At 68.9% G+C, this 14,736-nt stretch carries 15 protein-coding genes; 6 read left to right on the top strand and 9 right to left on the bottom strand.

The window, feature by feature from the left end:
- Positions 1–59: 59 nt before the first annotated feature.
- The 3 genes from IF12_RS26935 to IF12_RS0119090 all read right to left on the bottom strand — a co-directional run bounded on the left by IF12_RS26935 (position 60) and on the right by IF12_RS0119090 (position 2,405).
- Positions 60–287, bottom strand: coding sequence for a bacterioferritin-associated ferredoxin (locus tag IF12_RS26935; protein WP_133884271.1), 228 nt, complete (start codon positions 285–287; stop codon positions 60–62).
- Positions 288–361: 74 nt separating this feature from the next.
- Positions 362–1,369: a GntG family PLP-dependent aldolase gene (locus tag IF12_RS0119095; protein WP_030161263.1), complete on the bottom strand. Its 1,008-nt coding sequence runs from the start codon at positions 1,367–1,369 to the stop codon at positions 362–364.
- A gap of 25 nt (positions 1,370–1,394) precedes the next feature.
- The gene (locus IF12_RS0119090; RefSeq protein ID WP_030161261.1) at positions 1,395–2,405 is read right to left on the bottom strand and encodes a hypothetical protein; all 1,011 of its coding nucleotides are present in this window, start codon (positions 2,403–2,405) and stop codon (positions 1,395–1,397) included.
- Positions 2,406–2,518: 113 nt separating this feature from the next.
- Between IF12_RS0119090 and IF12_RS0119085 the strand changes: the two genes are divergently transcribed.
- The 6 genes from IF12_RS0119085 (at position 2,519) to IF12_RS0119065 (ending at position 6,162) form a co-directional block, all read left to right on the top strand.
- Positions 2,519–3,202 carry a DUF3159 domain-containing protein gene (locus tag IF12_RS0119085; RefSeq protein WP_030161259.1) on the top strand — a complete coding sequence of 228 codons (684 nt, stop codon included), beginning with the start codon at positions 2,519–2,521 and terminating at the stop codon, positions 3,200–3,202.
- Positions 3,203–3,303: 101 nt separating this feature from the next.
- The gene (locus IF12_RS0119080; protein WP_081913753.1) at positions 3,304–3,984 is read left to right on the top strand and encodes a Crp/Fnr family transcriptional regulator; all 681 of its coding nucleotides are present in this window, start codon (positions 3,304–3,306) and stop codon (positions 3,982–3,984) included.
- Between the two features lie 24 nt (positions 3,985–4,008).
- Positions 4,009–4,221 (top strand): hypothetical protein, encoded by a 213-nt coding sequence (locus tag IF12_RS25840; RefSeq protein ID WP_133884270.1) that lies wholly within the window; start codon positions 4,009–4,011, stop codon positions 4,219–4,221.
- A complete protein-coding gene (locus tag IF12_RS0119075; protein WP_133884269.1) occupies positions 4,199–4,804 on the top strand; it encodes a hypothetical protein in 606 nt (201 codons plus the stop codon). Before IF12_RS25840 ends, IF12_RS0119075 begins: the two co-directional genes overlap by 23 nt.
- A 207-nt stretch (positions 4,805–5,011) precedes the next feature.
- Complete coding sequence (locus IF12_RS0119070; RefSeq protein WP_081913752.1) at positions 5,012–5,626, top strand: CDP-alcohol phosphatidyltransferase family protein; 615 nt, start codon at positions 5,012–5,014, stop codon at positions 5,624–5,626.
- On the top strand, positions 5,623–6,162 hold the full coding sequence (locus tag IF12_RS0119065; protein WP_030161251.1) for a hypothetical protein: 540 nt from the start codon (positions 5,623–5,625) through the stop codon (positions 6,160–6,162). Before IF12_RS0119070 ends, IF12_RS0119065 begins: the two co-directional genes overlap by 4 nt.
- Before the next feature lie 10 nt (positions 6,163–6,172).
- On the opposite strand, the gene IF12_RS0119060 is transcribed toward IF12_RS0119065, so the two are convergent.
- From IF12_RS0119060 to IF12_RS0119035, 6 genes are all read right to left on the bottom strand, one after another.
- Complete coding sequence (locus IF12_RS0119060) at positions 6,173–8,161, bottom strand: beta-galactosidase (RefSeq protein ID WP_197034797.1); 1,989 nt, start codon at positions 8,159–8,161, stop codon at positions 6,173–6,175.
- A 129-nt stretch (positions 8,162–8,290) separates the two neighbouring features.
- Complete coding sequence (locus tag IF12_RS0119055; RefSeq protein ID WP_081913751.1) at positions 8,291–9,301, bottom strand: ABC transporter ATP-binding protein; 1,011 nt, start codon at positions 9,299–9,301, stop codon at positions 8,291–8,293.
- The gene (locus IF12_RS0119050) at positions 9,298–10,323 is read right to left on the bottom strand and encodes an ABC transporter ATP-binding protein (protein WP_030161239.1); all 1,026 of its coding nucleotides are present in this window, start codon (positions 10,321–10,323) and stop codon (positions 9,298–9,300) included. The genes IF12_RS0119055 and IF12_RS0119050 overlap by 4 nt, the downstream gene beginning before the upstream one ends.
- Positions 10,324–10,330: 7 nt before the next feature.
- Positions 10,331–11,470 carry an ABC transporter permease gene (locus IF12_RS0119045; protein ID WP_030161237.1) on the bottom strand — a complete coding sequence of 380 codons (1,140 nt, stop codon included), beginning with the start codon at positions 11,468–11,470 and terminating at the stop codon, positions 10,331–10,333.
- 7 nt (positions 11,471–11,477) lie between these two features.
- Complete coding sequence (locus IF12_RS0119040) at positions 11,478–12,473, bottom strand: ABC transporter permease (RefSeq protein ID WP_035749619.1); 996 nt, start codon at positions 12,471–12,473, stop codon at positions 11,478–11,480.
- Positions 12,474–12,488: 15 nt separating this feature from the next.
- On the bottom strand, positions 12,489–14,546 hold the full coding sequence (locus IF12_RS0119035; RefSeq protein WP_051704609.1) for an ABC transporter substrate-binding protein: 2,058 nt from the start codon (positions 14,544–14,546) through the stop codon (positions 12,489–12,491).
- Between the last annotated feature and the right edge of the window lie 190 nt (positions 14,547–14,736).

The raw sequence follows: 14,736 nt of genomic DNA, 5'->3' as shown, positions 1-14,736 counted from the left end.
AAGGGAGGACATCCTAAAGCGACCGGCAAATGCCGATAAATGCAGTGCGGGGAAAGACCTCAGGCCGCGGCGGGCACCGAGTCGGTGAAATAACTCTCGATCATGTCCGTGAGGCGCTCGTGGCAGGTGCCGCAGCTGGTGCCGGCGTCGCAGGCGGCGCCGATGGCCTCTTCGGTGTGCGCGCCGGCGCTGATGCAGTCACGCACTTCGTTCTCGTGGACTGCGTGGCAGATGCAGGCGTACACGCACCGACCTCCGGAATGGTTAGGCTCGACTAAAGAAGGCATGCCTAACCTACCTTCGGTGAGGCCCGTCGGCAACCCCCTGTTCAGGTGGATCGTGCGAGGCCGTTCGGACGCTCTCAGCGGACCAGGTCGCCGAGGACCTTGACCGCGTGCTCGATCCCGGCGTCGTCCACGTCGTAATGGGTGAGCATCCGGCCCCAGTCGGGGCCGAGCACCGAGATCTTCACGCCCTGCTCGGCGGCCGCGACCGCGAGCCTCGCGATCTCGGGAACGCGCACGATCACGATGTTCGTCTCGACCGCCGAGGCGTCGCAGAGCCCGAACGGCTCCAGGGAGCGGGCCAGGTGGCGGGCGCGGGCGTGGTCCTCGGCGAGTCGTTCGACGTGGTTGGCGAGGGCGTAGCGGCCGGCGGCGGCCAGGAATCCGGCCTGGCGCATCCCGCCGCCGAGGCGCTTGCGGATCACGCGGGCGCGGGAGGCGCGCTCGGCGTCGGTGAGCAGGAGCGAGCCGACCGGGGCGCCGAGGCCCTTGGAGAGGCAGACCGAGACGGTGTCGAACAGGCGCCCGTACGCCTCGAAGGGGACGCCGGAGGCGGCGTGGGCGTTCCAGATGCGGGCGCCGTCGAGATGGAGGCCGAGGTCGTAAGCGTCGGCGAGGTCGCGGAGCTTTTGCAGCTCCGCGAGGGGCTGGACGGTGCCGCCGCCGATGTTGTGGGTGTTCTCGACGGCGATCGCGCGGGTCGCGGTGGCGTAGGGGTTGGGGCGGTTGATCATCGGCTCGACGAGGTCGACGTCGAGGCGGCAGCCGGGGGTGGACCAGGTCCGGGTCGTGATGCCGCCGAGGGCCGCCGCGGCGCCCATCTCGTAGTTCACGACGTGCGCCTTGGCGTCGCACAGCAGCTCTTCGCCGGGGCGGACCAGGAGTTGCAGGCCGATCTGGTTGGCCATGGAGCCGGTCGGGGTGAAGACTGCGGCCTCCTTGCCGAACAGGGCGGCGGCCTCGGCTTCGAGGGCGTTCACGGTGGGGTCCTCGCCGTAGACGTCGTCGCCGACGTCGGCGGCCGCCATGGCTTCGAGCATGGCCGCGGTGGGCCGGGTCACGGTGTCAGAGCGCAGGTCGACGATCATGGTCCGACCCTAACCCCGACCGCTAGTACGCGTCGTTGCCGTTGCCGATGCCGAGCACCGGGAGGTACATGCGCTCGCCGTCGGCGGTGAAGCCGTCGTAGACGATGTCGAACAGGTCCTGGATGCCGAACGCCCGCAGGGCGTCCACCATCATGTGGGCGGCCTGGTTGGTGGCGGTGCGGTCGGTCGAGTTGAAGCTGCGCGACCAGTTCGGCTGGGCGCCGCTGGGCGCGCGGAAGCCGAGACCGGGGAGGTTCGAGAGGCCCGAGCGCCAGGCGCCGCTCACCGCGGCGCTGGCCTCGACGCGCAGACCCCCGTCGACGAACGCGGCCACGTAGCGCGCGGACCAGTCGCTGGTGCGCAGGAGCACCGTCCCGGAGGTGTCGACCACCGGCACGTCGGCGGACATGTCGGCCAGGAGCGAGGAGAGGCGCTCGGTGAACTCGCCGATGTCGGTGCAGTTCGGCTCCGGCGGGTGCTGCGAGGCGCGGGCGTAGGCCGACCAGCCCGAAACGTCGCCTTTGCCCACCGCGTGGGCTTCGAGCTGCTCGAACAGGTCAGGGGAGAGCAGGCGCAGGGTCACGCCGCCGTGGAAGCGGCGCAGGTGGAGCTCGAAGACGAGGCCGTCGCGGTACCAGCGGATCCAGGGGCCGCCGTCGCCGCCGCGGATCTCGGGGGCGCCGAGCTCGTTCATCATGGTGCGCAGGACTTCGCGGAAGATCAGCGTGCGGTGGTTCTCGCCTTGGCGGCCGCGCTCGGCCGAGCGCAGGACCATCACTTCGATCGAGTAGAAGTCGGCGCGGCCGGTGACGGGAGTCTGAGGCGGCACGGAGTCGGCGATCGCGTTGCCGGTGTCGTAACCGGTCTCGGCCCGCCACATGCCGATGTCGACCTCGGCGGAGCGGACCTGCCAGCCGAGGTCGGTCATGCCCCGCTGGAGGTCGGCTTTGCTCCAGCGACCGAAGTCGGTCTTTCTGGCACGGCGGAGCAGGTCTACGAGCTGCGCTTCGCTGATCCGGTGTGTGCCGAGCATGCGGTACCGTGCCAATCCGTCCGTAGATGGGGCTGCGGGCCTGAGGCCCGGCGTGCCACTGCGGTTAGGGTAGCCTTGCCTGGCGTAACGGGTTGAGAGGTAAGGGTCGGGAGTTGTCCGATACTGTGCGGCAAGACACGCTCGTCAGCCTACTAGGCGGCAGGCGAGGAGCCTTCGACGCCACCGCCCCGCTCGTGGTGTTCATCCTCACCTGGTTGCTGACCGGGAACTCGATCGCTTGGGGCGCAGCGGCCTCACTGGTGTCGGCGGCCGCGATCGCGGCGGTGCGGCTCCGGAGGCGCGAGAAGCCGCGGGCGGTGGTGCTCGGCCTGCTCAGCGTCGCGGTCGCGGTGCTCATCGTGCTCCACACCGGACGGGCGCAGGACATCCTGCTCCCGCGGATCGTGAGCAACGCCGCGAGCGCGCTGGTGTGGGCGGGGTTCATCGTCTTCCGGCGGCCGCTGCTGGGGCTGATCGTCGGCGGGCTGCTGGGCCAGAAGACGCGGTGGCGGCGGGACCCGGACCTGCTGCGCGCTTATGCGGCGGCCTCGTGGCTGTGGGTCGCGATGTACCTGGTGCGGGTGGCGGTCTTCACGCCGTTCTGGAACAGCGAGCAGGAGGAGTTCGCGGTGGTGGCGGGAGGCCTGCTGCAAGTGGCCTTGTCGTGGCCGCTGCTGATCCTGTGCCTGATAGCGAGCGGCTGGGTCATCAAAGCGGTACTCCCCCAAAACCACCCAGGAATCCGCCACCCAGTGGACCCGACAGAGACCGCAGAACCGGAACCCTCGACGCCGTAGATTCGGGCACCTGCGCCTGAACGACGCGAAGAGTTGTCCGGATCGCGACACACCCCATTCCCGTCTCGGGGGCGACTTCTGCGTAATTTACACTTAGAAGCATGTCCAGCGCCACACAGTCGGATGGAATCCTCACACAAGAGGAACTCGACCAGCTCCTGCCCGCGAGCCACCGCGTCAGCTATCCGGCAGGGACCACACTGGTGCGCGAGGGGGACACCTCGGATTTCGTGCTGTTCCTGCAACGCGGACACGTCAAGGCGGTGACCGGTGACCCAAGGGCCATCGTGTACATCTGCAAGCCCGGGCACTTCGTCGGGGAGTTCGCCGCATTCACCGGCAAGCCCCGATCCGCCGACATGGTCGCGCTGAACGAGGTCGAGGCCGACCTGATCTCGGGTGAGCTGTGGATGGAATTCGTCTTGACGAGCCGACGCGTCACTCAAGCGATGCTGCGACGCCTCGCCGACCGGGTCATCGCGAAGGACCTCCCCCAATTGGAATCGGTGACGAGCAGCGAGAACAAGATCGCCAAAGGCCTGCTGCGCCTGGTCGACGCCGATCTGGGCAAGGAGGTCTCGGGGGGACTGCACATCGCGGGTGTGACGCAGCGGGACCTCGGCTCGCTCAGCGGGCTCTCCCGCGAGTCGGCCTCCGCAGTCCTCAGACGGCTGAAGGAACTCCGGATCCTCTCGACCGGCCGAGGGAACGTGACCATCCATGATCTCAAGGCACTCGAACAGCTCGCCACGCGCGACCGCCCGCCTCCGTTAAGGCGGTGACCGACCGTGCTTCACTCAGAGCTAGTGCCATTCACGGTCTTTCTCCTGGTCGCGGCCCCAGTCGCGCTGGTGTTCCGCGCGTGGTTCGTCCACCGCAGCACTGTTTTCAAGGAGCGCGCCAAAACCGAACGGATGCGTCGAGCGCTCCACAGCACCGCACCGCCCGAACGCGCTGAGATCCTGCGCGCGTTGGGTGTACTGGAATCGTTCCCGGATGACCGTCAGAAAGACGGATGATCCCTTCGACCACTGCGAATCCTATGCCCGAAGTCAGATTGAGAAGGACATCGAAGTGGCTCGTGCCCACGACAGGGCCTATGACAGCGCCGAATTGATTCGGCTGGTCTGGAAACTCATTCTCGAAGAGCAGTTCGAACCCGCGGACTTCGTCCTCGCGGGAAGTGCCCGGCTGCTGATCGCCGGGCATCGAAAACGACTGTCCGACATAGACATCATCGCGCGAGGCAAGACCTGGCAGCGAGCGCTGGACCTCGTGCGGGAAGGGCGCGGATACTTCGAGCGCACCAAGGTCAGCGGGGCCATGGTGGCCAGGCTGTGCGGAGGTAGGATCGAAGTCTGCGACCACTGGTTCATGCCCGGCAGCAGGACCGACCGCCTGATAGACGGCGCCGACGTCCACGAAGGCCTCCGGTACTTCACCATGCAGGAGGTCGCGGCCTACAAACGGGTCCTCGACCGGCCGAAGGATCGCGCCGATCTCAGGGCGATCAACGCGGTCGGTCCGTTCTTTCCCAATCCGCCGCTGCTGTCGCCGATCCGCGAGCGGACTTCACGAGAAGGAGAACTCGTGACCGCCTGAACGCCCGTAAGCGGGCGGTCGCAACAACGCTCGAAGGACCGTCTGGCTGCGGTTGGAATGCGTGCGGCGATTCTTGGGTGGGTTTTTGGCGGGGCGTGGTCGGATGTGCGGGGGTTGGCATTGGGGGGTGTTTGGTCTCGGGGGGCTTGTGGGAAGGCGATAGGATGTCACGTCGACGGGCAACTCTGAGGTGAATGCGGACGTGGAATGATCGAGCAACCTGCCGCGCGGGCGACCGCAGTCCGATCATTCCCGATCGAATCGCTGCTCACCGTGCCCAACGCGGTCACGCTTGTTCGCACGGTCGCCGGGGTCGTGCTGGCGGTCATCGCCCTTGTCGAGGCGAGCGTGCCGCTCCTGGTGGCAGCGTACGTGGTCTATTGGATCGGCGACATGCTCGACGGCTGGACCGCGCGGCGGTTGGGGCAGGAGACGCGCATCGGCGCGGTCTTCGACATCATCTCGGACCGGGCGTGCACCTCGCTGTGCGCCGCCGCGCTGCTGATGCTGCGGCCCGACATGGCCGTGCCGCTCGGGATCTTCCTGGTGCAGTTCATGGTGATCGACTGCCTGCTGAGCCTCGCGTTCCTGTACTGGCCCATCGTCAGCCCGAATTACTTCTACGAGGTCCACCGCGGGGTCTACCGGTGGAACTGGTCGCCGCCGGCCAAGGCGCTCAACACCGCCGGGCTCGTGGTCCTGGTGCTCTTCTCCCCCACGGTGCTGTGGCCCATCGCCTTGACGGTGGCGGTCACGGCGATCAAGGTCGTCTCGATCGTGGCCGTCGCCCGGCAGCTCGCGTCGGAGTCGGCAGCGGCGTGATCGTCGCCTGCCTCGTCACCTGCCTGACCGGCCTCCTGTCCGCGTTCTTGCCGGTGACGCCGGTGGAGCCGTATCTCATCGGTCTCGTCGCCACCACCGGGTACGGGGCGGTGGGCCTTGGCGTCGCCGCGGCGGTGGGACAGACGGCGGGCAAGACCGTGATCTTCCTCGGGGCGCGCGGTGCGCTCCGGTCCGCGCGGCTGCGGGAATGGGTCGAGAAGATCGAGAAGCGCCGCGCGGAACGCAAGGCGCGCAAGCTCGTCGACCGCGCGGACGGTCCCGTGCGGCGGTGGTTCCGGGGCCTGGGGAGGCCGTTCGGGGCGGCCGGGAAGCGGCTCACGGAGCTGCTCGCGCGGCCCGCGCTGACGCTGCCGATCCTGTTCCTCAGCTCCTTGACGGGACTGCCGCCGCTGTTCGCGACCAGCATCTACATCGCCAGTACCCGGGTCAGGACCACGCTGTTCGTCCTCGTGTGCTTCGCGGGCCGCGCCGGCCGGTTCATCGCGGTCGCCTTCGCGCCGCAGTTGTTCCTCTGAGGCCGCGCGGTCACCGCTCGCTGATCACCGCCGCCTCGCCGGGGTCGAGGTCTCGATCGGGGGTCCAGGCCGTGCCGGTGAGGAGGTCCGTGCCGGTCGCGGGGACCGGATGCGGATCGTCGGTGTGGTTGATCGCGAAGACGTAGGAGCGACCGTCCTCGTGCTTGCGGCGGACCAGTTCGAGACCGGTGGGCACACCCGGGAAATCCGGTGCGAGGCCGATGCGCTCGAAGAGCGGGTCGAGGTCGACCGGGCGCGTCGAGAGGTACCAGACCTCGCCGCGGCCGAGGCTGCGGCGGAAGACCGCGGCCGTGCCCGGGTAGTCCGCGAAGGAGGCGACCACTTCGGCGTCGAGGGCGTGGGCGACCTCGGTCCAGGTCTGGCCTTCGGTGCCGTCGTCGAGGGCGACCTTGTCGCCCTTGGGAACCGGGACGAACTCCTCGACGCGGACGCCGATGAGGTCCCGCAGCGCGCCGGGCAGGCCCGGGTGGACGTGGTCGTTGCGGTCCACGACGCCGGAGTAGGGGCCGACGACGAGTGTGCCGCCCTGCTCGACGTAGGCGCGCAGGTGCGCGTCGTCGTCGAGGAGGTACAGGGACGGGGCGAAGACGTACGCGTAGCGGTCGAGGTCCCAGGAGGGGTCGACGAGGTCGGCGGTGACGCCGCGGTGCCACAGCGCCGAGTGCCAGCGCCGCAGTTCGGGGTAGGCGCCCATGTCGGCGGAGGGCTGGCCGGGGGTGTCGGAGGCCCAGACGGACTCGAAGTCGAGGAGGATCGCCGCGCGCGACTCCACCGCTGATCCTTTGACTTCGGCGATGCGCTTGAGCTGGGCGCCGAAGGCGGTGATCTCGCGCCAGACGCGGGAGTCGGTGCCGCCGTGGGGCAGCATGGCCGAGTGGTAGCGCTCGGCGCCGTAGCGGGAGGCGCGCCATTGGAAGAACATGGCGCCTTCGGAGCCTCGGGCCACATAGGAGAGCGAGTGGCGGAGCTGGTCGCCGGGTTTCTTGGCGAAGTAGCCGCGGCGCCAGGCCGAGGAGTTGGAGGCCTGCTCCATGAGGAGCCAGGGGTCGCCGCCGGCGAGGCCGCGGGAGGCGTCGGCGCCGAAGGCGACTTGGGCGGGCCAGGGGATGGGGCCGTCGGGGATGAGGTAGTGGTCGGTGGCGACGAGGCGGTTGGGTCCGGTGACGTGGGGGCCCCAGCGGTGGTAGTCGAGGACGGCGAAGTCGCCGGAGACCATGAGGTTGGTGGTGATGGGCTTGTCGGGGCTGTGTTGTTCGATGGCCTGGGCTTCGGAGCGGAAGAGTTTCAGGAGGGCGTCGGAGCAGAAGCGGCGCCAGTCGAGGATGAGGCCGGGGGCGGGGGTCTCGGCGCATTGGCGCGGGGGGAGGACTTGGGTCCAGTCGGTGTAGGTCTGGGACCAGAAGGTGGTGCCCCAGGCGTGGTTGAGGCCGTCGAGGTCGCCGTGGCGGTCTTGGAGCCAGGTCTGGAAGGCGGTGGCGGAGGCGTCGCAGTAGCAGGAGCGGTAGTACTCGTTGCCGACGTGCCACATGGCGAGGGCGGGGTGGTCGGCGTAGCGCTCGGCGAGGCGTGAGGCCATCTCGACGACGGCGGCCTGGTAGGCGGGGGCGTTGGGGCAGTATTCGGCGCGGGCGCCGTAGTGGAGGCGGTGGCCTTCGGCGTCGACGGGGAGGGTCTCGGGGTGGCGCTGGGAGAACCAGGGGGGCGGGGAGGCGGTGGCGGTGGCGAGGTCGGCGCGGATGCCGCCTGAGTGGAGGTGGTCCATGACGGCGTCGAGGCGGGTGAAGTCCCAGACGTCGGGGGCGGGGTTGATGCCGGCCCAGGCGAAGATGTTGACGCTGACGAGGTTGACGCCGGCCTCGTGCATGAGGCGGAGGTCTTCGTCCCAGGTGTCGCGGTCCCATTGCTCGGGGTTGTAGTCGCCGCCGTAGGCGAGGCCGTCGACTTGCGGGATGATGTCGGCGTTCCGGTTGGTGCGCACGGTGGTTCCTTCGCTGTCGGTTGCTCGTGCGGAGCGGCCGGCGGAGCGCGGGCGCCGCCGGCCGTTCGCGGTCGGGTTCAGGAAGGGGTGTGCCGGCGCGCCTTTGACAGCGCTTTCCGGCTGCGGCTCCTAGGATTCTGCCTTGACGATGCCCTGCAAGTCAAGCTCGTCGCGCCTGACGCAGCGGGTGCCGTCCACGAGGTCGACGGTGCCGGTGTCGCAGCGGCCGGGCTCGGCGTGGCGGCAGCGGCGGGCGAACGCGCAGCCGGGCGGCGGGTTCGCCGGGTCGGGCAGCTCGTCGGGCAGCAGGATGCGGCCGCCGCGCCCGCGCAGGGCGGGGTCGGGGATCGGCACCGCGGACATGAGCGCTTCGGTGTACGGGTGCGAGGGCTTCTCGTAGAGCGAGGCGGTGTCGGCGAGTTCGACGACGCGGCCGAAGTACATGACGGCGACGCGGTCGGCGATGTTCTCCACGACCGAGAGGTCGTGCGAGATGAACAGGTAGGTGAGGCCGAAGTCGGCTTGGAGTTCGCGCAGCAGGTTGAGGATCTGGGCGCGGACGGAGACGTCGAGGGCGCTGACGGGCTCGTCGGCGACGACGAGCTTGGGGTTGACGATGAGCGCCCGCGCGATGTTGACCCTTTGGCGCTGGCCGCCGGAGAAGGCGTGCGGGTAGCGGTCCATGTAGTCGGGGCTGAGGCCGACGCGGCGCATCATGTCGGCGACGCGGTCCTCGAGTTCGGCGCCGCGGGCCTCGCCGGTGGCGACGAGCGGGTCGCCGATGATCTGGCGCAGCGTCATCCGCGGGTTGAGCGAGGAGAACGGGTCCTGGAAGACCATGCGGATCTGGCGGCGGTAGCGGCCCTTCTCGCGGTTCTTGAGCTGCGTGAGGTCGTGGCCGTCGTAGAGGATCGAGCCGCTGGTGGCCTGCTGGGCGCCGACGATGGTCCGCCCGAGGGTGGTCTTGCCACAGCCGGACTCGCCGACCAGGCCGAGCGTCTCGCCGGGGCGCAGGTCGAGGTCGACACCGGAGACGGCGTGGTTCTCGACGGTGACGCGGCCGAGCATGTTGCGCTGCACCGGGAAGCGGACGTGGAGGTCCTTGATCTGGAGGATCGGCTCGGGGGCCTCGGCGCTCATGCCCGCACTCCTTCGGTCTGGTCGTAGAGGACGCATTGGGCGGTCCGGCCGCCCCCGAAGTCCACTTCGGGCGGCTCGTCGAGGTCGCAGCGCCCGGCGATGGCCTCGGAGCAGCGCGGGTGGAACGAGCAGCCGGTCGGGCGGTGCAGCGGGTTGGGGACGGTCCCGGGGATGGTGGGCAGGTCCCGGCCCCGGTCGCGGCCGAGGACCGGCACCGACTGGAGGAGCGTCTTGGTGTACGGGTGCTTGGGGTCGGCGAAGATCTCCTCGACGCTGGCGCGCTCGACGACCTTGCCGAGGTACATGACGGCGACCTCGTCGGCGAGTTCGGCCACGACCCCGAGGTCGTGGGTGATGAACATGACGGCCATGCCGTGCTCGGCCTGGAGGGAGCGGATGAGGTCGAGGATGCGCGCCTGGGTGGTGACGTCGAGGGCCGTGGTCGGCTCGTCGGCGATGAGCAGGGACGGGTTGGCGCACAGGGCGATCGCGATCATGACGCGCTGGCACATGCCGCCGGACATCTGGAAGGGGTAGGCGTCCACGCGTTCGGCGGGCTTGGGGATGCCGACCTCGTCGAGCAGCTGGATCGCCCGTTCGCGGGCGGCCTTCTTGCCGAGGCCGGTGTGGATGCGGATGACCTCGATGAGCTGCGCGCCGACGGTGCGCAGCGGCAGCAGGGAGGCGACCGGCTCCTGGAAGATCATGCCGATGTCGCCGCCGCGCAGCCGCTGGAGCCGCTTGTCGCCGGGGTCGAGGGTGAGCACGTCGAAGGGCTCCTCGGTGCCGTCCTCGCCGCCGCCGCGCCAGGTGATGGTGCCGCCCTCGATCGTGCCCGGCGCCTCGACCAGGCGCAGGATGGAGCGGGCCGTGACCGACTTGCCGCAGCCGGACTCGCCGACGACGCAGAGGGTCTTGCCGGCCTCGACGGTCAGGTCGACCCCGTCGACGGCGGCGACGCGACCGTCGTAGGTGTCGAAGCCGGTCCGCAGCCCCGAGATCTCCAGTAGTGGTTCAGACATCGCTCACCTAATGCTTGTACGGGTCGGCGGCGTCGCGCATGCCGTCGCCGACGAAGTTGAACGCCAACACCACGATCACCACGGCCAGGCCCGGGATGAGCAGCCACGGCGCGCCCGAGAGGACGCTCCACTTGCTCGCGTCCTGGAGCTGCACGCCCCAGGAGACGGCCGGGGGCCGCAGGCCCAGGCCGAGCCACGACAGGGCGGTCTCAGCGAGGATCATGCTCGGGATCGACAGGCTCAGCGCCGCGATGATGTGCGAGGAGAACGAGGGCAGCATGTGGCGGAACATGACCCGGCGGCGGGTCGAGCCGTCCAGGAGCGCCGAGGTCACGAACTCCTCGTTGCGCATCGACAGGAACCTGCCGCGCACTTCTCTGGCGAGGCCCGTCCAGGCCACGAGGGCCAGGATCGTGGTGATGATGAAGTATCTGGTCACCGGACTCATCTGGGCCGGGAGCGCGGCGGCGAGCCCGAGCCACAGCGGGATGGAGGGCACCGCCATGAACAGCTCGATGATGCGCTGGATGACGTTGTCGATCCAGCCGCCGAAGTAGCCGGATATCGCCCCCAGCACGATGCCGAGCAGGAAGGCCAGGAGGACGCCGATAATGCCGACCGAGGCGGACACGCGGGTGGCGTAGACGAGCTGGCTGAGCAGGTCCTGGCCGTCGGTGGTGGTGCCGAACAGGTACATCGGGTCGCCGTGTTCCTTGGGGCCGATGAGGTGTCGGTCCATCGGGATGAGCCCGAAGAGCTCGTACTCGTCGCCCTTGACGAACAGGCCGACCTCGACCCGGTCGTTCGGGTCGGCCTCGTAGGTGATCCGCAGGCTTCTGGGGTCCTGTTCGGAGACGTAGCCGTCCACGTGCAGGCCCCACTGGAAGCCGTCCTCGCCGTCGGTGTCCCAGAGCTTGAGGACCTGCGGCGGGGCGGTGGTGTACTGCGAGTCGCGGTGGCGGTTGTCGAACGGCGCGATGAACTCGCAGAGCACGATCACCAGCATCATGAACCCGAGGATCCAGGCGGAGATGAGCGCGAGCCGGTGCTTCTTGAAGGCCCACCAGACCAGTCGCCACTGCGAGGCGACCGCGCGGGTGCCGCTGACCTCGGGGGTGTCGGGGCTTTCGGTGTCCTTGACGGTCATCGTCCGCTCACTTCTGGTGTCCGAGTCGGATGCGGGGGTCGAGCCAGCCGAGCAGCAGGTCCGAGATCAGCGTGCCGACGACGGTCACGACGCTGAGGACCATGATGATCGAGCCGGCCAGGTACATGTCCTGGGCCTTGAGCGCCGCCAGCAGGATCGGGCCGAGCGTCGGCAGGCTCAGGATCTGGCCGACGACGATGTCGCCGACGAGCAGCAGCGGCAGCACCCACCCGATCGTGGAGAAGAACGGGTTGAGCGCCACGCGCAGCGGGTAGCGGCGCAGCAGGCGCCCTTCGGGGACGCCGCGGGCGCGGGCGGCGGTGACGTAGGGCCGGCGCAGCTCGTCGAGCAGGTTGTTGCGGATGATGCGCACCAGGCCGGCGACGCCGGCGGTGCCGATGACGACCATCGGGATCCACAGGTGGCCGAGCAGGTCCAGGAGCTTCCCGAGGTTCCAGGAGGCGTCGCACCACTCCGGTGAGCACAGGCCCGAGGGGACCGAGCCGAACCAGGTCACGCTGAAGTAGATGAAGATCAGCGCGATGAGGAAGTTGGGGACCGCCAGGCCGAGGAAGCCGATGGTGGTCGCGGCGTAGTCGCCGATCGAGTGCTGCTTGACCGCCGAGTACACGCCGATCGGGAAGGCGATGCCCCAGCTGACGAACAGCGTGATCACCGAGATGCCGAGCGTGGCCCCGAGCCGGGGGCCGATCACGTCGGCCACCGGCTTGGAGTGCTCGAAAGACATGCCCAGGTCGCCGTGGAAGACGATCCGCGTGATCCAGTTCCAGTACTGCTGGAGGAGGTTTCCGTCCAGGCCGTACCGGACCCGGAGCGCCTGCACGTCGGCTTCGGTCAGACCCTGACCCATCACCGAGTACTTGGCGCGCAGCGCCGTCACGAAGTCGCCGGGGGGCAGACTGATGATCACGAAGACCACCAGAGAGATCGCCAGCAATGTCGCCGCCATGTAGAACGCACGGCGACCCAGGTATTTCACCACTGTCGCTTCCTCAGCCTATTCCTGGTCGATGTACCACTGCTCGGGCTTGGCCGGGCAGGGCGTGCCGTAGGTCGGGTTCTCCGGCATCGTGCCGCCGACGTTGTGGAGGCTGTTGGACTGGATCGCCCACGGAGCCGGGCCGCGGACGGTGCCGATGGCCCAGAACTCCTCCTTGGCGATGGCGAGGATCTCGCGGAAGATGTCGTCGCGGGCGGCCTCGTCGGGCTCGCCCAGGAACTGGTCGTACAGGTCGTGCTGCGCGGCGACCGGGGCGATCGGCGCCTCCACCATGTCCTCGTCCTGCGCGCCCTGGAGGGTGTAGTGCGCCGACCACTGGCGGGCCCAGTAGGCGCCGCCCGAAGGACCGCCGGCCATGTACCACATGACCGCGATGGTCTCGTCGATGTTGCCGCCGTCGCCGGTCCACACCGTCAGGTCGTACTCGTTCTCGTCGATCCCGGCCTGCCAGTTCTCGCGCGGCTGGCCGTTGATGTGGAGGGTCACCCCGACCGCGGCCCAGGTGTCCTTGATCATGTCCATCGCGTCGATCCAGGTGGTCCCGAGCAGGGAGTCGTCGGCGATCGAGACGGTGAACTCGAGGGGCGTGCCGTCGGAGGCGGCGCGGACCCCGTTCGAGCCGAGCGCGTAGCCGGCGTCGTCGAGGATCTGGTTGGCGAGGTCGGTGTCGAACTCGGTGTACTGGGTGGAGAACTCCTCGTCGTAGAAGCGCGACTCGGGCAGCGGCGCGGGCTGGGAGGCCTCGCCCTGGCGGCTCCACAGGACGTCGATGAGCTCCTGGCGGTCGATCGCGTGGGAGAGCGCGATGCGGAACTGCTTGTCCTTGATGATCGCGCGCAGCGCCGGGTCGGCGTGGTTGAAGTTGAACGCGATGTTCATGTCGCTGGAGTAGGTCGACTCCAGTTCGAGGACGGTGTAGCCGCCGGACTCCTCGTTCTCGACCGCGTCCGCGCGGTGCGCGTTGTCGTTGAAGTGGCGCGAGTGGAAGTGGTAGTCGCCGTTGATCGCGTGGGCGAACATCGTCTCGACGTCGGCGATGATGTTGTAGCGGACCTCGTCGATGTAAGGAAGCTGGCTGCCTTCCTCGTCCACCTTGAAGTAGTAGGGGTTGCGCTCGAAGAGGGCGTGGTCGGCGTCCGAGACCGGCTTCTTGCAGGTCCAGGCCAGCAGCGTCGGCAGGTCCGGGTTCTCCCACAGGAAGTTCCAGAGGTTGCCCAGGGAGGTGAAGCGCGCGGCCCAGCCGTCGAAGCCCTCGTCGAGGGCCTCCTGGTCGGCGTTCTCGTTGTAGTCCACGTGGAACTGCTCGAGGTAGTGGCGCGGGTAGAAGGTGAAGCGCTGCCCGGCGGTGCCGCGGGACATGTCCTCTTCGAACAGCGGCTTGGGGCCGTTGAAGCGGAAGACGAAGGTGTAGTCGTCGACGATCTCCAGCTCGCCCGGCTCGCCGTCGGGGCCGAGGAGCTCGGGCGGGACGCCCTGGGTGAGGTCGGTGTTGAGGTTGACGTCGTGGTAGGCGAACTCGACGTCCTTGGTCGTCAGCGGCTCGCCGTCGGACCAGCGGACGCCTTCGCGGAGGGTGATGGTGAACTCCGAGGCGTCCTCGTTGGCCTCGAAGGCCGAGGCGAGGTTGAGCTCGGCGGACTGCCAGTCGCGGGTGCGCTTGAGCAGCGGCTCGTACGCGAGGGTGCGCCACAGCCACGGGCCGTCGGAGGCGCCGGTGATCGCGGTGTTCCAGGTGCCGCCGTACTGGCCGATGGACTCGGCGGCCTGGATGACGATGGGCTCCTTGGGAAGGCGCTCGGCGACCGGCGGGAGTTCGCCGGCCTCGACGCGCTCGGCGAGCATCGGGGCCTCGGGGCCCTTGTCGCCGCCGCTGCCGCCGTCGGCGTCGCTGTCGGTGGAGAAGAAGCTGCATCCGGCCGCGGCGGCGGTGACTGCCGCGCCGCCGGAGAGGACGAGGCCGCGGCGGCTGAGGGCCGGATCCCAGGAGAACGCGGGGCCTTCGCGGCGCTTCACGTCGGGTACGACGTTGTCGGGTCGGGGCTGTTGAGTGCTCATCGGTGAGCGCTCCTTCCGTGGTCGCACGGCCGGGTGGCCGTCATGCAGATGTGTGGCTCGCAAGCGTTGTCAAACGTGTTCCCAGGTATGGCCCGCAAGCATTGCCTTGGGGGGTTCGGCGGGGTCCTGCACGACCGCGCCGGGTTCCGAAAATGTTGATCTGTTTCCGGAACTTATCCGAAAACTTTCG

Source organism: Glycomyces sp. NRRL B-16210, from assembly GCF_000719515.1.
Taxonomy (GTDB): Bacteria; Actinomycetota; Actinomycetes; order Mycobacteriales; family Micromonosporaceae; genus Glycomyces.
The sequence above is the reverse complement of the archived record's forward strand: the minus strand, read 5'-3'. Positions and strand labels throughout refer to the sequence as shown.